The organism is Guyparkeria sp. TX1 (assembly GCF_046523965.1).
Lineage (GTDB): Bacteria > Pseudomonadota > Gammaproteobacteria > Halothiobacillales > Halothiobacillaceae > Guyparkeria.
Genome location: NZ_CP144142.1, coordinates 1,929,021 through 1,945,914 on the forward strand (window position 1 = coordinate 1,929,021; position 16,894 = coordinate 1,945,914).

Annotated in this window: 18 protein-coding genes; 13 read left to right on the plus strand and 5 right to left on the minus strand. The window is 65.1% G+C overall.

Annotated elements, in window-relative coordinates; genetic code table 11:
• Positions 1-24: 24 nt before the first annotated feature.
• Positions 25-885, minus strand: coding sequence for a formylglycine-generating enzyme family protein (locus VWP12_RS08895; protein WP_410473830.1), 861 nt, complete (start codon positions 883-885; stop codon positions 25-27).
• 156 nt (positions 886-1,041) lie between these two features.
• Between VWP12_RS08895 and VWP12_RS08900 the strand changes: the two genes are divergently transcribed.
• The 13 genes from VWP12_RS08900 to VWP12_RS08960 all read left to right on the plus strand — a co-directional run bounded on the left by VWP12_RS08900 (position 1,042) and on the right by VWP12_RS08960 (position 10,431).
• The gene (locus VWP12_RS08900; protein WP_410473831.1) at positions 1,042-2,028 is read left to right on the plus strand and encodes an SIS domain-containing protein; all 987 of its coding nucleotides are present in this window, start codon (positions 1,042-1,044) and stop codon (positions 2,026-2,028) included.
• Entirely contained in the window at positions 2,028-2,561 is a 534-nt protein-coding gene (locus tag VWP12_RS08905; protein WP_125198927.1) for a KdsC family phosphatase, read from the plus strand. Before VWP12_RS08900 ends, VWP12_RS08905 begins: the two co-directional genes overlap by 1 nt.
• Before the next feature lie 2 nt (positions 2,562-2,563).
• Positions 2,564-3,187, plus strand: a complete 624-nt coding sequence (lptC, locus tag VWP12_RS08910; RefSeq protein WP_410473832.1) for an LPS export ABC transporter periplasmic protein LptC — start codon at positions 2,564-2,566, stop codon at positions 3,185-3,187.
• Between the two features lie 65 nt (positions 3,188-3,252).
• Positions 3,253-3,807, plus strand: coding sequence for a lipopolysaccharide transport periplasmic protein LptA (gene lptA, locus VWP12_RS08915; RefSeq protein WP_410473833.1), 555 nt, complete (start codon positions 3,253-3,255; stop codon positions 3,805-3,807).
• A gap of 7 nt (positions 3,808-3,814) precedes the next feature.
• Entirely contained in the window at positions 3,815-4,588 is a 774-nt protein-coding gene (gene lptB, locus VWP12_RS08920; RefSeq protein WP_125198924.1) for an LPS export ABC transporter ATP-binding protein, read from the plus strand.
• A 225-nt stretch (positions 4,589-4,813) separates the two neighbouring features.
• The gene (locus VWP12_RS08925) at positions 4,814-6,289 is read left to right on the plus strand and encodes an RNA polymerase factor sigma-54 (protein WP_410474960.1); all 1,476 of its coding nucleotides are present in this window, start codon (positions 4,814-4,816) and stop codon (positions 6,287-6,289) included.
• Positions 6,290-6,310: 21 nt separating this feature from the next.
• Positions 6,311-6,604 carry a ribosome hibernation-promoting factor, HPF/YfiA family gene (gene hpf, locus VWP12_RS08930; protein WP_125198923.1) on the plus strand — a complete coding sequence of 98 codons (294 nt, stop codon included), beginning with the start codon at positions 6,311-6,313 and terminating at the stop codon, positions 6,602-6,604.
• Between the two features lie 180 nt (positions 6,605-6,784).
• Positions 6,785-7,267 carry a PTS sugar transporter subunit IIA gene (locus tag VWP12_RS08935; RefSeq protein ID WP_125198922.1) on the plus strand — a complete coding sequence of 161 codons (483 nt, stop codon included), beginning with the start codon at positions 6,785-6,787 and terminating at the stop codon, positions 7,265-7,267.
• A gap of 201 nt (positions 7,268-7,468) precedes the next feature.
• The gene (locus VWP12_RS08940; protein ID WP_410473834.1) at positions 7,469-8,434 is read left to right on the plus strand and encodes a hypothetical protein; all 966 of its coding nucleotides are present in this window, start codon (positions 7,469-7,471) and stop codon (positions 8,432-8,434) included.
• Positions 8,431-9,312 (plus strand): RNase adapter RapZ, encoded by an 882-nt coding sequence (gene rapZ / locus VWP12_RS08945; RefSeq protein ID WP_125198920.1) that lies wholly within the window; start codon positions 8,431-8,433, stop codon positions 9,310-9,312. The genes VWP12_RS08940 and rapZ overlap by 4 nt, the downstream gene beginning before the upstream one ends.
• 83 nt (positions 9,313-9,395) lie before the next feature.
• Positions 9,396-9,797 (plus strand): PTS sugar transporter subunit IIA, encoded by a 402-nt coding sequence (locus tag VWP12_RS08950; RefSeq protein WP_125198919.1) that lies wholly within the window; start codon positions 9,396-9,398, stop codon positions 9,795-9,797.
• Positions 9,794-10,084: an HPr family phosphocarrier protein gene (locus VWP12_RS08955; RefSeq protein ID WP_125198918.1), complete on the plus strand. Its 291-nt coding sequence runs from the start codon at positions 9,794-9,796 to the stop codon at positions 10,082-10,084. Before VWP12_RS08950 ends, VWP12_RS08955 begins: the two co-directional genes overlap by 4 nt.
• 17 nt (positions 10,085-10,101) lie before the next feature.
• On the plus strand, positions 10,102-10,431 hold the full coding sequence (locus VWP12_RS08960; RefSeq protein WP_125198917.1) for a hypothetical protein: 330 nt from the start codon (positions 10,102-10,104) through the stop codon (positions 10,429-10,431).
• 123 nt (positions 10,432-10,554) lie between these two features.
• On the opposite strand, the gene hemL is transcribed toward VWP12_RS08960, so the two are convergent.
• The 4 genes from hemL to VWP12_RS08980 are packed head-to-tail and all read right to left on the minus strand — an operon-like array spanning position 10,555 to position 16,821.
• Entirely contained in the window at positions 10,555-11,844 is a 1,290-nt protein-coding gene (gene hemL / locus VWP12_RS08965; RefSeq protein ID WP_410473835.1) for a glutamate-1-semialdehyde 2,1-aminomutase, read from the minus strand.
• On the minus strand, positions 11,845-12,531 hold the full coding sequence (gene thiE, locus VWP12_RS08970; protein WP_410473836.1) for a thiamine phosphate synthase: 687 nt from the start codon (positions 12,529-12,531) through the stop codon (positions 11,845-11,847).
• Positions 12,528-13,547 carry a glucokinase gene (locus VWP12_RS08975; RefSeq protein WP_158611782.1) on the minus strand — a complete coding sequence of 340 codons (1,020 nt, stop codon included), beginning with the start codon at positions 13,545-13,547 and terminating at the stop codon, positions 12,528-12,530. Before VWP12_RS08975 ends, thiE begins: the two co-directional genes overlap by 4 nt.
• Entirely contained in the window at positions 13,531-16,821 is a 3,291-nt protein-coding gene (locus tag VWP12_RS08980; protein ID WP_410473837.1) for a glycoside hydrolase family 15 protein, read from the minus strand. Before VWP12_RS08980 ends, VWP12_RS08975 begins: the two co-directional genes overlap by 17 nt.
• Between the last annotated feature and the right edge of the window lie 73 nt (positions 16,822-16,894).

A 16,894-nucleotide genomic window follows, 5' to 3' on the forward strand; every position in this document is an offset into this window, starting at 1 on the left:
TGCGCCGCGCATGATACACGTCGCTCAGGCACTGATCTCGCGCACCAAGCGAAAACCGAGGTTCAGGTCGAATTCGTCCTGATGACGACGCGCCCGAGAGCCGCTCCGGCAAGCCCCGGGCGGGTCGAACCACGAGCCGCCGCGCACCGCGCGCAGGTAGCGATATTTCCGATCGATGCTCTGGTAGGCCCGATCGCCGGGGCGCGGCCCACCGGGATACGCATCGCACCAATGATCCTGGGTGAATTCCTGCACGTTGCCGTGGACCTCGTAGAGCCCCCAGGCATTGGGTGGCAGGCTACCGACCGGCACCGGCTTGCCGATGCCGCAGAAAAACAGCCCGCGGGTGCAATGCAGGCCGCCGGCGCAATTGACCTCCTCGCGGCGAATGCGATCACCGAAGCAGAACATCGTGTCGGTGCCCGCCCGTGCGGCGTACTCCCACTCGGCTTCCGTGGGCAGACGATAGCTGTGGCCGGTGACGTCGCTCAACCAGCGCGCGTAGGCCTCGGCATCGTCCGCCGAGACGTTGTACATGGGGAATTCCGGGTCATTCCAGCTGTAGGGGCGTGGCCGACGATGCCCGCTCGCCTCGAGGAAGGCGAAATACTCGCGACGGCGTATCGCCCCACGGGTGATGGCAAAGGCACGCTCGAAATGCACTTCGTGCCGCGGCTGCTCGACGGGACGGGCACCATGTTCGTTGGCTCGACTACCCATCCAACAGCCCCCGGGCGGGATCACGGCCACCTCGGGGGCCGCCTCGCCGCCGGCATCGCCGTCACGGAAGACCACCTCCAGACGGTGGTGTCGTGCCGCTTCCCTTTGTCGCTCGATCACCGCATCCGCAGGATCCACCTGAATGGCCGTAGCTTCGGGCTGCATTCGCTCACCTCCAGGACTGGAATAAGGAATCAAACGACGCCGGAACCACAGCAACCGCTGCCTGTCTTCAAGGCACGGCGTGCCACGGGCGGTCCGCTTGCGTCGGGCTGATATACTCCGAAACCCGAAAATCTTAGCATGCCAACCGGATACCCCATGGAGCACAACGCCCTGCATCCCGACAACCTGCTGCGCATGGCCCGCGAGGTGATCGACATCGAGCGCAATGCCATCGACGCGTTGCCCGCACGACTCGATCAGACGTTCGTGGATGCCTGCCGCCTGATGCTCGATTGCGACGGTCGCGTGATCGTCACCGGCATGGGCAAATCCGGCCATATCGGCGGGAAGATCGCCGCTACCCTGGCGAGCACCGGCACACCGGCCTTCTTCGTCCACCCGGGCGAGGCGAGTCACGGCGATCTGGGCATGATCACCGAACGCGACGTGGTGATCGCCCTGTCGAACTCTGGCGAAACCGGCGAGATGCTGGCGATCCTGCCGGTAATCAAGCGCCTCGGCGTCAGCCTGATCGCCATGACCGGCCGCCCGCAGTCGACGCTCGCTCAGTCGGCCGACGTGCATCTCGACGTCGGCGTCGACCGCGAGGCCTGCCCACTCAACCTTGCGCCCACGGCAAGCACCACCGCCACACTCGTCATGGGCGACGCCCTCGCCGTCGCTCTGCTGGATGCCCGCGGTTTTCAGCCCGAGGACTTCGCGCTCTCCCACCCGGGAGGCTCGTTGGGACGACGCCTGCTGCTGCACGTGCGTGATGTCATGCACACCGGCGAGCAGCTGCCGCGCGTGGGACCTCGTCAGAGCGTCAAGCAGGCCCTGCTGGTGATGTCCTCGGGTGGCCTCGGCATGGCCGCCGTCGTGGACGAAGACGAACGCTTGCTGGGACTGTTCACCGACGGCGACCTGCGTCGCCTGCTCGATCGAAGCGATTTCGATCTCGACTGCCCGATCGAGCGGGCCATGACCCCCGACCCGCGCACCTGCCCGGCCAACGTGCTCGCCGCCGAGGCGATGGCGATGATGGAGCGCGACAAGATCAACGGGCTGTTGGTCGTCGACGAAAAAAACCGCCTGGTCGGTGCCCTGAACATGCATGACCTGCTGCGGGCGGGGGTAGCCTGATGGCCAACCGTGACACGACATGGATCGAACGGGCCCGACAAGTCCGACTGCTGGTGCTCGACGTCGACGGCGTGATGACCGACGGCCGCCTGCACCTGACCGAGGATGGTGAGGAGCACAAGATCTTCCACAGCCGCGACGGCCATGGCATCAAGCTCATCCAGGAACTGGGCGTGGACGTTGCGATCATCACCGGGCGTTCGTCGCCCGCGGTCAGCCGACGGGCGAAGTCGCTGGGCATCCAGCACGTGGTACTTGGCGCGACCGACAAGGGCCAGGCAATCGAGGAACTCGCGCAACTGCTCGAGATCGGCCTCGAGGAGATCGCGGCGATGGGTGATGACGTGCTCGACCTGCCAATGCTCAATCGCGCCGGACTGTCGGCAACGGTCAGCGATGCCCCCATGGTGATCCGCAGCCGGGTCGACTGGATCAGCCCGGTACCCGGTGGTTACGGGGCGGTACGGGCGTTGATCGACACACTGATCGACGCGCGTGATCAATGGGGTGACGTACTGGCGCGGTACCGCTGACCATGCGCTGGCCCATTTCGTCACGGGTCAATCGCGGCCTGCTCGCCATGGCGGGACTGGGGCTGGTTGCCTGGTTGGCGTGGCACAACCTCGCCGACGAGCTCGCCCTACCCCGGGATACGGCCAGCGGTTATGCCCAGCGTCTCGACAATCCCATCAGTTGGCAATACGACGAGGCAGGCCAACTTGCCTACCAGCTTCAGAGCACGCAGGCCATCCAGCTTGACCAGACAGCAACGGGAGACCGCTACGAGCTCGACTCCCCGCGAGTCACCCTGCTGGATGCCGATCCGGCCGTGCCGCCATGGACACTGCGTGCCGAACGCGGCACGGTGACCGATCGAGGCGAGACCGTCGAACTGGCGGGATCGGTTCACGCCCAGCGCGAGCCACACCAGGAGCGCGGGCTGCTGGAATTGACCACCGAACAACTCTGGCTTTACCCGGCACAGCGCCGGGCACGCACGGATGTCCCGGCTCGATTCAGCGAGACCGCGCCGGACGGCACGCCGCGCTGGCACAGTAACGCCGAAAAGATAGCCCTCGACTGGGGCATCGAGGTCCTGACCCAGACCGGGCAGGTTCGCGACGAAATCCAACCGGGTTCAACCGGTAAAACCGACTAACCCACCCGACTCGGCACGGCAGGAACGCCGCCCCGACGCCGGCGAGAAGGCAGGAAGATCACATCATGCACATCCCGACGCATTTCATCCGCTCACGCCGCAGCCACGCAAACCGGCTCGGGACACTCGGCCTGGCGCTGATGATCGGCCTCGGTGCCCAGCCAGTCCTCGCTGCTCAGGCCGACCGGACGCAGCCGGTCAAGGTTCAGGCAGACAAGAAGGTGACCAAGTACCAGGAAGGCACCAGCGTCTACACCGGTGACGTGGTAATCGATCAGGGCAGCCTGCACGCCACCGGCAACCGCGCCACGCTCTACCTCGAGGACGGCGAGCTGGTACGGGCCGTGCTCGAGGGCCGTCCCGCCACCTTCCGGGAGCGCGATGACGAAGGCAATTGGGTCGAGGGCGAGGCGCGCGAGGCCGACTACCGCACGGGCGAGGGCTCGGTCGTTCTTACGGGCGAGGCATGGCTCAAACGTACCGGGGACGAGATCCGGTCCGAGCGCATCACCTACGATCTCGGCACTGAGGTGGTCGAGGCCGGTGAGGAAGGCGGCAAAGCACGTGTCGAGATGACCCTGCAGCCACGCAACAAGAAAGACGACAACGGTGGGGACTGACGCGACCATGACCGAGGCGACCACCCAATCTCACCTTGCCGCTCAACAGCAGCGCCACGCCCTGCTCGAGGTCAAAAGCCTGTCGAAGAGTTATGGGGCTCGCCCGGTCGTGCGCGACGTGTCGTTGAGCGTCGAGGCCGGCGAGATCGTTGGCCTGCTCGGTCCCAATGGAGCCGGCAAGACGACCAGCTTCTACATGATCGTCGGGCTGGTCGGCGTCGATCAGGGCGCGGTCTATCTCGATGGCCGCGACATCACGCACACGCCGATCGACCGGCGCGCCCACCTCGGGCTGGGTTACCTGCCGCAGGAACCCTCGGTCTTTCGCAAGTTGACCGTGCGCGAGAACATCCTCGCCATTCTCGAGCTGCGCCGCGATCTGGATCGCGCCACGCGTCCTCGAGCGCTTGACGAGTTGCTCCGGGAGCTCCACATCACCCACATCGCCGACTCCAAGGGCCAATCCCTCTCCGGTGGCGAGCGTCGTCGCGTGGAGATCGCTCGGGCACTCGCCGCCAACCCCCGAGCCATGCTGCTCGACGAACCATTCGCCGGGATCGATCCGATCTCGGTGATCGATATCCAGCGCATCATCGAGCACCTGCGTGATCGCGGCATCGGCGTGCTGATCACCGACCACAACGTTCGCGAAACCCTCGGCGTGTGCAAGCGGGCCTACATCGTCTCCGACGGCACAATCCTGGCGCACGGCACGGCCGAGGAGTTGCTGGCTAACCAGTCGGTTCGGGACGTCTACCTGGGCCACGATTTCACCTTGTAATGCCCCCCACCGGACGTCCGACCGGCGAAATAGGCAAGGTGGCTTCCGAGCCGAAATCGTTGGCATAGTGCGCCTCCGATCGGCTAAACTCGATCTCATGCAAATTGCGTGCGCACTCCCCCTTCATGGCCTGTTCCCGGGCTTGACAACACCCACGGCAGCCGAACCCTTGGCTCGCTCCAAACTCGGCGCCGGTGCCACCGCGGAGGGTTCGACATGGCCGGCATGAAGGCAGGACTCGAACTTCGCCTGGGGCAGTCGCTGGCGATGACGCCGCAACTGCAGCAATCAATTAAGTTGCTGCAGCTCTCCACCCTGGAACTGAGCCTCGAGATTCAGCAGGCACTCGACAGCAACCCATTGCTCGAGGTCGCGGAAGACGAGCAACCCGAGGAAGACACCACCGATAAGGATGCCAACGAGGAGCAGGACCCTGGCGTGCAGGCCGGCGAGGAACTGCTCGAGGACCGCAAGGACAAGTCGGCCGACGACGACCTGGTGGTGGACTCGTCCTGGGATGATTACTACGAGTCCGATGGCAGCACCCCTCTTAGCGCCAACACCCCCGGCGACGACTACGACCCCTTCGCGACCCAATCGACCGGGGAGGACAATCTCCGCGATCACCTGCTAAGCCAGATTCATCTGGCCACGCTGTCGGAGACCGACCGCCGGATCGCCACGGCACTGATCGAATCCATTGAACCGTCCGGCTATCTCGAGGAGCCCCTCGAGGAACTCGTCGCCTTGCTCAAGGACGAGCTGCCGGGAATCGATGTCGAGGAGGTTGAGGCCACGCTTCACTATATCCAGCGGCTCGACCCGGTGGGTGTCGGTGCGCGTTCGCTGGCCGAGTGCCTGATCATCCAGATCGACCAACGGCATGGCGACGACCCGGCGGCCGCCGATGCCCGTGCCGTCCTGGAGGGCGACTGGCTCGAGGCGATCGCCCGGCGGGAACTGCCACAGGTCACCAAGGGATTGGGCATCAGTCGAGAACGACTCGAATCGGCGCTGAGACTCATCCAGATGCTCGACCCACGCCCGGGGCTGTCCATCGGCGACACGGCGGCCGACTACATCAAGCCGGACGTGCTCGTGACGCATCGCGAGGATGGCTGGCACGTCGACCTCAACCCGGAAATCGCGCCACGACTGCGAGTGAACCAGACATACGCGGGCCTGATCGACCGCTCCAGCCGCGGCAAGGATGCCACCTACATCCGCAACCACCTGCAGGAGGCCCGCTGGTTCATCAAGAGCCTGCGCAGCCGCAACGAGTCACTGCTGAACGTCGCCCGCGAAATCGTGCGCCGGCAGATCGAGTTCTTCGAGCAGGGCGAAATCGCCATGAAACCCCTGGTCCTGCGCGAGATCGCCGAGACGCTCGAACTGCACGAATCGACGGTCAGCCGGGTGACCACCAACAAGTACATGCTCACCCCCCGGGGCGTATTCGAGTTCAAGTATTTCTTCTCCAGCCACGTCGGCACCAGCGACGGCGGCGAATGTTCCGCCACCGCCATCCGGGCACGCATCAAGAAACTGGTCGAGGAAGAAAATCCCAAGAAGCCCTTGAGCGATGCCAAGATTGCGACCATGCTTGGAGACGAGGGGATCGACGTCGCGAGACGGACGATCGCCAAATACCGCGAGGCGATGGGGATCGCCTCATCAACCGACCGCAAGCGATTGATATAACGCACTTATAAGGAGCGGCACATGCAGATAGACATCACCGGTCATCACGTCGACGTTACCGAGGCCCTCAAGGCCCACGTCCACGAGAAGTTCACTCGTCTTGAACGACACTTCGACAAGCTGGTGGATATCCACGTCATTCTGACCGTGGAACGCAAGGAAGCGCAGAAAGCCGAAGCCAACCTGCACGTCAGCGGTCAGGACATGCACGCCGAGGCGGTCACCGACGACATGTACGCCTCCATCGACGCCATGATCAACAAGCTCGACCGGCAGATCGTCAAGCACAAGGAAAAGCTGACCAGCCACCGCTGAGCCGGCCCCGCCGGCGTAATCGCCGGCGGATGATGGGAGGCACGCATTGATCGCTCCCTTCGCCACGTCGGAATCGGTGTTGCACAGCCGGCGCAACACGCTATGATGCGCGCCGATTCAACACATTCCCGCCCCGACCCGTGAGCGATCCTCGCGGCCAGTCGACCGACAGGGTGCTTAATGAATACTGCCGAGCTGTTTCCGATCCATCACATCCGGATCGACGAGCTGTACCAGAGCCGCAAGCGAGTCCTGGAGGTACTCTCCGGACTGTTGGCCGACGATGAACTGGGTGGCCAGCAGGCCACCCGCATCTTCGAGGCCCTGGTTGCCCGCGAACGGCTGGGCTGCACGGCGATCGGTCATGGCATTGCCGTGCCCCACGGCCGGGTCGATGACATCCTCACCCCGCGAGGTGCCCTGATCCGGCTGCGAGAAGGCGTGGACTTCGGCGCCCCGGATGGCGCCCCAGTCACCTTGGTGATCGGCCTGGTCATTCCCGAGGATTGCCCCGAACAACACCTGGAAATCCTCGGCCGCCTGGCCCGCCATCTCAACGATCCCGACGAGCGGGAGACCATCATGGAGGCCCAGAGCGCCGAGCGCGTTCAGGCGCTGATGGTAGAGTGGCTTAAGGACAGCGCAGAAGCGACCGCCAGCTAGAGGGCAGGTCTGCACGAATGGATAGCGTTACCCCGGGGACACCAGGGGTTCGGGTGCAAGGCGCGGTCCGCCGTCACTCACAAGGGGCGCAACGCCGAGTGGGGCGAACCCGCGAGCCAGAATGGCGATCGATTCGTGCAGACCTTCCCTAATTCGGGCTTACGCCCGACCATCGAGCCTTGATCGGCAAACGGGCAGGCCATGATCCCGAGCTTTACATACCGCCACCTCCCCTCCGATGCCGGCGACGGCGACTGGCAGCAGGCGCTTCCCGACGGCTGGGACACACCGGTTGCCGACGACCAACGCCTGGTCGGCCCGGCGAATCCCTGGATTCCCACGCGCGTCGCACTGATCTCCCCGGCGCTGCGTCACTACCTGCAATGCGGTGAAGAGTGCCTGCAGCGGGCCAATGGGCCGGTGGCGACGATCACCCCGCCGCGGGTGATCATTCTCAGCCAGGCACACGCTGACGTACTTGCCGACTGGCTCGATCGGCACGCCACGGTCCCGAGCATAGGGGCCGACATCCATATCCTGAGCAGCAGTGAGGACGATGAAACCATCGCTCGCCGGCTGCGGCGCCTGTGTGGCAACACGAACGAGGACTGGCGCCATGGCGTGTTCATGGAGGTCAGCGGGCTGGGGGTGCTGATCCGCGGCTCGGCGGGCATTGGCAAGAGCGAGGTCGCACTCGAACTCCTCAGCCGCGGTCACCGCCTGATCGCCGATGACGCACCGTGCTTCACCGTTCACGGCGAGGAAGTCACGGGCTCCTGTCCCGATCGCCTGTTCGGCCTGCTCGAAGTCCGGGGCATCGGCATCGTCGACATTCGCGAACTCTTTGGCAGCAACGCCCTCAAAACTCGCAAATACCTCCGCCTGATCGTCGATCTCTACCCCGGCGATGCCGGCCGTCCCATCGGTGCCGAGGAACGCCTGTTCGGTGATCGCGGTAACGAACGGGTCGCCGGCCAGACTATCCCCGTCTGGCGCCTGCCGGTAGCACCGGGGCGCAACCTCGCCGTCCTGTTGGAAACGATCGTGCGTCAGCGTAACCTCGAACGCCAGCGCGGCGGCCAGCCGGCCAGCCGGCAGATCGCGCGGCTGTTCGCCGACGGCGAGATCCCCCCGCGACCCGACGAAAAACCGGAGGCCTGGTCATGACCAGACCGTTTCCGCGCCTGATACTCGTCACGGGGCAATCCGGCTCCGGCAAGTCCGTGGCCCTGGCCGCGCTGGAAGACAGCGGGTTCTACTGCATCGACAACCTGCCACCGGACCTGCTCGACCATCTCGCCGAAAGCTACCTGGAAGGCGGTATCGTCGCCCGGGGGATCGCCATCAGTATCGATGCGCGCGCACCGGAGCAATCGCTGGCCAGCCTCCCCGACCGGATCGACCGACTCAAGGAACGTCTGCCGGAACTGCAGATCAGCAGCCTGTTCCTCGAGGCCGATCGTCAACGCCTGATCACCCGGTTTTCCGAGACGCGACGACGCCACCCCCTCTCCTACCAGATCGAGAACCTGGTCGAGGCGATCGCGCGCGAAGGGCAATTGCTGATGCCGATCCGTGCCTACGCGGACCTGGTCATCGACACCAGCCTGACCACCGTCCACCAGCTACGCGAGGACGTGCGTGCCCGTCTGATCGGTGAAAAAGAGGCCGGGCCGCGCATCCTGATCCAGTCGTTCGGCTTCAAGTTCGGCATTCCGCTCGATTCCGACTTTCTCTTCGACGTGCGTTTTCTGCCCAACCCGCACTGGTCGGCGGCACTTCGCTCGCACAGCGGTCTCGATCAACCGGTCGTCGACTACCTCGAACAACACCCCGTGACCCACGAGACCCGTACGCGTATCGCGGACTTTCTCACACACATGCTGACCGAGGCGAGCCACAGTGATCGCAGTTACCTCACCTGCTCGATCGGCTGCACCGGCGGCAAGCACCGCTCGGTCTACATCGTCGAGCAGATTGCCCGTGACCTGCGACCGGCCTTCGCCAACCTGGTGGTCCGGCATCGTGATCTCGGCAACCACTGAACCGTGGCGACGGCCCCTGTCTCGAACCGGTTTTTCGGTATGATGCGGGTTTCGTCGACCGCGACCGAGGAAGCACTCCCGCAATGACCGTCGGAATCCTGCTGATCTGTCACAACGACATCGGAGGCCAGTTAATCGAGACGGCCACCGACATGCTCGAGCGTCTTCCCACCCGGCTCGACCACCTCGACGTCCGTCAGGACGACGACCCGATCGATCTGCTCAACGCCGCCCGCCGCAGCGTCGCCGACCTCGACAGTGGCGAGGGCGTGCTGGTGATGACCGACATGTACGGCTCCACCCCGTCGAACATCGCCCACCGCTTGCGTGACCAGCACGACGTGCAGGTGCTGTCGGGCGTGAATCTCCCCATGCTGGTCCGTGCCCTGAACTATCCTCGCCTGCCGCTCGAGCAGATGACAGCCAAGGCCCGCAGTGGGGGGCGCGAGGGCATCATCCAGGAAGGAGCGACCGACCGGCCATGAACGAGAGCACCGCGCCCGTCGTCCAGCGGGAGTTGACCCTGCGCAATCGTCGCGGCCTGCACGCCCGCGCTGCCGCGCGCTTTGCCGCCACCGCCGAACAGTTCGAAAGCGAGATCGAGGTCGAATTCAACGACCGCCGTGTCAACGGCAAGTCGATCATGGGCCTGATGATGCTGGCCGCCGCCTGTGGCAAGACGATCACCGTCACCGCCACCGGCGACGATGCGGCCCAGGCTATCGAGGGGATCGCCGAACTGGTCGATGCCCGTTTTCACGAATCCGAATAAGAGAGACGGAGTACAACATGCAGCGTAGAGGCAACTCAGCGAAAGATGGTTATGTCGGCATCGACAACGACCGAGACGGTGGCATGACGTTCCATGGCCGCCTGGTGCTCGACGCCCGCGTGTTCGGACTGATTCCGGAAGACGAGACCTGCGAAGGCTGGGAGCTTGGCCGCCTGCAGGGACTGGCCGACCGGGTCAATGCTGAGTGGGACAAGCACGGTGGTGGCATTCCGAGCCTGCTGCCCGACGACCTGCGCCGTCGCCATGCAGAGATCTACGAAAAGCAGATGCAACGCGCGCGCGATGCCGGCTGGAACCCCGACGCGAATCTCGAAGACGAACAGTAAAACGACCGCATTGCCGACCGGGCACGAAGCCCGGATCGGCCCTTGAACGTCAAAAGGCCGCCGGAACCCCGTTCCGGCGGCCTTTTTTACGGACCGGACCCGCTGTAAGCGGGCCGTTGGCATTCAACCCGCCATGCGGGCGAGCACACGCTCCGCAGCGGCGACGGTCGCATCGATCTCCGCCTCGCCGTGGGCCATCGAGACGAACCCCGCTTCGAACGACGACGGCGCGAAATAAACACCCTCGTCAAGCATGCCGTGGAAGAAGGTCTTGAAGGCCTCCTTGTCGCAGGCAGTCGCATCGTTGAAGTTGGCGACCCGGTCCTTGTTGGTGAAGAACAGGCCGAACATGCCGCCCACGTTCTGGGTGATCATCGGGATACCATGCGCCTTCGCGGCAGCCGACAGGCCGTCGCAGAGTGCCTGGGTGCGACGGGTCAGCACATCGAAGAAACCCGGCACGCTGATCAGTTCGAGCGTCTTGACGCCGGCCGCCATGGCCATCGGGTTACCCGAGAGCGTGCCGGCGTGATAGACCGGCCCCATGGGCGAGATCATCTCCATGATCTCGCGCCGGCCGCCGAAGGCGCCCACCGGCATGCCACCGCCGATCACCTTGCCCATGGTGGTGAGATCCGGCTTGATGCCGTAATGCCCTTGCGCCCCGCCCAGCGCGACGCGGAACCCGGTCATCACCTCGTCGAAGATCAGCACCGCGCCGTATTCGTCGCAGACGTGGCGCAGGCCTTCGAGGAAGCCCGGCTCCGGCGGGATGCAGTTCATGTTGCCGACCACCGGCTCGACGATGATCGCGGCGACCTCGTCACCGACCTCGGCGAACACCTCGCGCACCTGCTCGAGGTTGTTGTACTCGACCGTGGTGGTCAGATCGGCAAATGCCTTGGGCACACCCGGCGAGCTCGGCACGCCGTGCGTCAGCGCCCCAGAGCCGGCCTCGACCAGCAGCGAATCGGAATGGCCGTGGTAGTTGCCCTGGAACTTGACGATCCGATCGCGCCCGGTGAAGCCGCGCGCCAACCGGATCGCGCTCATGGTCGCCTCGGTACCCGAGGAGGTCAGGCGCACCATGTCCATCGACGGCACCAACTCGCAGAGCAGGTCGGCCATGCGCGTCTCGCTGACGGTGGGTGCACCGAAGGACAGGCCGCTCTTTGCCGCCTCGCGGACTGCCTCGATCACGTCGGGGTGCGCATGCCCGAGGATCATGGGGCCCCAAGAGCCGACATAATCGATGTAGGACTGGTCGTTCTCGTCGAAAAAGCGTGCGCCCTCGGCCCGCTTGACGAAGACGGGATCGCCGCCGACCGAGCCAAAGGCACGCACCGGCGAGTTCACCCCGCCGGGGATGTGGGTCTGCGCGCGTTCGAACAGCTCGTGGTTGGATGCGGTCATCTAGGGATTCTCCGGATCGTGGTTGGTTCTTGAATTGGGTCGGGCCATGCCGGCCGCCATGGCCCGCGTCAGGGACTCGGCCGCGGCTCGAATGTCGGGGGCGGCGAACACCTCGCTGATCACCGCGATCATGTCGGGCCGATGCAGCATCAGGTCGCCCACGTTGGTCGCCGTGATGCCGCCAATGCCGCAGACGGGTCGACCGAGATGCTCTCGGGCCCAGCTGAGCACATCCGCTGGCGCGCCGGGGGCATGCGGCTTGGTGGGCGACGGGAACATCGCGCCGAAGGCGAGGTAGTCGGCACCCTCCGCCGAAGCGCGCTCGGCCCGAAGGCGGTCAGCATAGCAAGAGACACCGATGATCGCATCGAGGCCCGCTGCCTCGAAACGGGCCCTCGTGTCGGTCAACGGGGCATCTTCGCGGCCAAGGTGCACGCCGTCGGCACCGACCTCGGTCGCCAGCGCCACGTCGTCGTTTACGATAAAGACGCGGCCATGGTGCCGACACAACTCGGCGAGGGCCGCTGCTTCGTTGTGGCGCCGCGTGACATCCGCGCTCTTGTCCCGGTACTGGACGATTCTTGCTCCACCGTGAATGGCCTCGCTCACCGCCTCGACCAGCGCCTCGCGCTGAAACCGGGTGGTGTCGGTAATCACGTACAGTCCGCTCAACTCGCCCTGGCTCATCGCTCTCCCCTGCTTGAATCCATTTCCCGCTCGGCCAGTTGGCGCGCGCCGGCCAGGCCGAGTCCGCCATCGGCAACCACCCATAGCGTCAAACGGCCGAGCATGGTCGCAAACCGGCCCTTGTCGAGAAAGCCCTCGAGCGTCTGCTCGCGCAGGAATGGCAGGATGTGCCCGACAATGCCACCGGCGAGGAACACCCCACCGGTCGGGAGTGCCTTGAGCGCCAGGTTGCCGGCCTCTGCCCCGAGGATCCGGGCGAACAGCCGACAGGCGATCACCGCACAGTCGTCCTCGCCGCGATTCGCCCATTGCGTGATCAGGGCATTGGGGTCCGATGCCGCCGAAAGCTGCCCATCGGCACCCGGGGCAGGTCGCCCGAGCTCCGCGTGACGCGCAAAGGCATAGAGCGAGGAAAAGCCGTCACCGCTGAGAATGCGTTCGTAACTGACGTGCCCACCGAATCGCCCGCGCAGGTAGGCCAGCAGCGCCGTCTCGCGCTCGTCGTTGGGCCCGAAGTCGCAATGCCCGCCCTCGCTTGGCATCGGCTGGTGGCCCTGCCCGTCATGGAAAAAGAGGGCTTCACCCAGCCCGGTACCCGGCGCAATCACGGCCGCGTGTCCCTCGGCCGGCGTGGCCTCGGGGTTGAGATTCACACGCCGGTCGACGGGGCTTGCCAGCGCACCCAGACCAACCGCGATCAGGTCATTGACCAACCGCACCGGCGCGCCGCCGAGAGCCTTGCCAATCGCCGCCGCCGACAAGGTCCAGGGCAGATTGGTCGCCTGAACCCGGGCATCGGCCCCCTCGCCTTGCACCGGGCCGGCAATACCGAACGCGGCCGCCTCGATCCGCCCGTGGTCATGCCGACCGGCAAGGTCAAGGAAGCACGACAGCAACGCGGAAAAATCCGTGTAATCCCGACTGGGTAAGGTCTGCTCGAATCGAGCTACTGGCTCTCCGGCGACGAACAGCGCAAGGCGCGAGTGTGTCCCACCGATGTCACCCGCTAGAATCATCGCCGGCATCCTCCGTAACACTCTCCGAATCCACGTCGGCCATGAGCAAGTAATCCAGGGCCTCGCCGACCCAGTGGGCAACGGCCTGAGGCGACCGATGGTAGAACGCTTGCCAAGCATCTGCCCGTGACTCGTCGTAGCGCCCCTCGTCCTCAGGGTGTTCTTGGAGCCACGCCAGACGGACGGCGTGCCCGATCACCACGTCGAGCACCAGTGGTTCCTCGATGGACAGATCCGGGGTTCGCGCCACGAGCTCGATCAGCGCGGCGATCGCCTCGACGTTCAGTTCACGGTATTCGGGTGCCTCGATTCGATTAAGCCGATGCTCGACGGCCAGGGCGAAGTTGTGCTCACGGGCGGTCGACTGGCCGCGATAAAGCGCACTGTCGAGCACGTTGCGCGGATCGAACCGGTTACCGATCACCAATGTCGGGACATGGCCGAGCAAGTCCCAGACCCCCTCGTAAAAGCGCTCGGGCAACCGACTCATCGCCCCGCCAATCTCACGATGGTGGTACCAATCCACCGGGCGCCCCGCCTCGTGCCGCCCCCCCTCATCCCCCAAACCATATCGATCCAGGATCGAGGCAACCGCCGGTGTGTCCATTTCGGCCCCAATCGACGCGGGGGTCGGGCTGGCGATATCGCGTCGATGCAACGCCTCGAGCCGCTCGGGTTGATCGCGCCAGTCGATCGCCTCACGCAACCGTTCCCGCAGGGCGTGTGGCGACATGCCGACGAGATCATCCAGTGCTTGCGACGGCGGAATCGCCGCCTCCCGGGCGCGCAGGGCCACCAGGATCTGCAGCAGCGGCCCGGTGCGCAGGGTAATCACGTTTCGGAATAGATCCGGCTCGGCGCGCAGCCAGGCACCGAGGTGAATCACGAGTTCCTGAGTCAGGGACCGTTCCCGCGGATCGTCATCGCAGTAGGCATGGATCCGTCGCAGGATCTCGCGATTCGAGATCGGTGCGTCGATCACGGCCGAACGGCTGTAGGAACGTCCCACCGCGAGCCGCTTCTGGCGCACGACCAGATCCATCAGGGCGATCTCAAGAAAACCGTCGATCACCCCGGCAAGGTCAGCCGCCAGGCGCATCACCCGCCAGGCACCCACTCGCTGGGCAAGCCGCAGCAGGGCGATGCAGTGACCTTTCCACTCGCGCTGCTCACCGTTGACATCGGCGAACGTCCGATCGGGGGGCAATGCACTCCGCGCCAGCCATTCGAGCAACGCCAGCCGTTCATCCAGCGCGGTGACGCGCCCGAAGGCGCCGATCAACTCGTCGACCGAATGCGCTTCGCCCAGCTCGGCGGCAATTGCATGCACGTCACCGCCCCACTCCCATGGCCCGTCAGTGACGGGCTGCTCGGCGGGCGCCTCAGGAAGATCGCCGGGCAACCGCCAGCTCGACGCCGAGCCGACCATCGCGTCCAAGCGCTCGACCCGAACCCCGTCGACCCGACTGCTCGCCAGCTTGTCGAGGAATGCCAACAGGGTCGTGGCACCCGGCCCGTCGAGCATCCAGTCGTACACCGGAATGGTCCATAGCGGCTGACCCGGACCATGGGCATATCGGGCCAGGTAAGCAAGGCTGGTACGAATCTCATGGACGAGCAATTCGGTGTCCCGGCCAAGGAGGAAGGTGTTGGTGTCGAACAGGGCCGGGATGACCGCGGAACATCCCGTGTCCGTGGTGATTAGCCGGCCTGCCGACAGGCCCAGCAGGCGGCGCTTGGGACGCCCGCTCAGCCCGAGGCGCGCATTCGCCCCTACCGAGGCCAATCGCTCGACCAGGACATCTGCCGGAATCGCGTTCGTCCGGCTCTGACCCGGCCACGAGATCGGCGCAATGCCGGCCGCCTCGAGTCGCTCGGCCACGGAGGTCGTCTGGGCCAGAAAAGCCACCCCGATTGCGGGAGGGGCCGTTTCCTGCCGGGGCCGATGGCGACCGATCGGATCCAGATCGTCCGGTTGAATACGTCCTGCCAACAACAGCCGGCCGGCCACCCACAGGCTCTGGGCCCAGACCAGCGGTCGGTTTTCATTCGCCAGACGATCGGTGGAGCCGGGGGCATGTCGCTCGGTCTCGATCGATTCCGCCGGCACATAATAAAGTTCAGGCAACACCGGTGCACCGCATTCGCAGACCGCCACCCGCTCGATCTGACGTTGGATCGACACGGCGGTCTCGCGATCCCCGGAAAAACAGGCGTTGATCAGTCGATAGGTGAAAAACAGTGGCCACTCGCACTCGATGCGCGCAAAGGCCTCGAGCTCCTCGGGCTCGTAATGGAGCTTGGTGTCATCCTCGATTGCCGTCTGGTGTCCGTCGCGCAGAAAGCGCTTGTAGCCGTAACGCCCGGCCAGCCGGGTCTCGATAAGTTCACCCACCTCCTCGGCCTTGTGGCCGGCGGCAAAGGCCGGAAAGCCGATTACGGCGAGCAGTGCCGAGTCGATTTCCTTGGAGGCCGATTCCCGAGGGAGGATGGAATCCAGGCACTGCTGAACCCGGGCGATATCGTCGGGCACCACCTGCAGTCGACTGCTGTCATCGCCCTGCCCACCGAACAGATCGAAGCCGTCGGCGGCCTCCAGGGCGGCCAGCACCAGGCCGAGTGAACTGGCGTTGAGCTCACGCACGCCGTGATTGATCTTGTTGCCACGCTCCCAGATGCCGTAGTCGGGAATCACGTATGCCCGAGAGAGGTACCAGATGAGGTTCTGGACGAAATCCACCTCGTCACGACCCTGTACGATCGTCAGGCCACCAGCGGTCATCTGCACCAGCATCAGCAAGAACAGCGAGGTGGCGTCCAGTTGCAGGTGCCCCCACTCCTCGTCGCCCACCACTGCCTCGCCCGTAGCGGTGTCGTACTTGGCATGCAGCGCATCGATCGGATCGAGGCTGTGCTTGAAGCGCTCGACCCGATCGGCCTGTCGCATCATCGCGAGCAGCAACCCGCGCATGTTGCGGACCACCGCCTGTTCGAGCTCGAAGGCCCGGGCCGACTGCCCGGCGCGGCGGCACGCGATACTGAGTGCCCAAGGGCCGAGGATGCTGTAGACGTTGTCGCGGACCCAGGCGTCGGTGTAATCGCCATGGGCGGTGACCGCCGTGCTGGCCGGCAGTAGCCCCGAAATCGGGTGTTGGCGGTCGAGGATATGGCGACGGACTTCGCCGAATAGGGTATCGAGCGACAGCTCGTCGACAACGGGGTCGACCGCGGTGTCGAAATGGGATGAAGCGTCAAAGGCGCGACCGGACGTCATGCGATACACCGGGTGATCTTTATGGACAGGCCGGAAACAGCATTCAGTATGGCCGCGTTGACGACGGCCGACC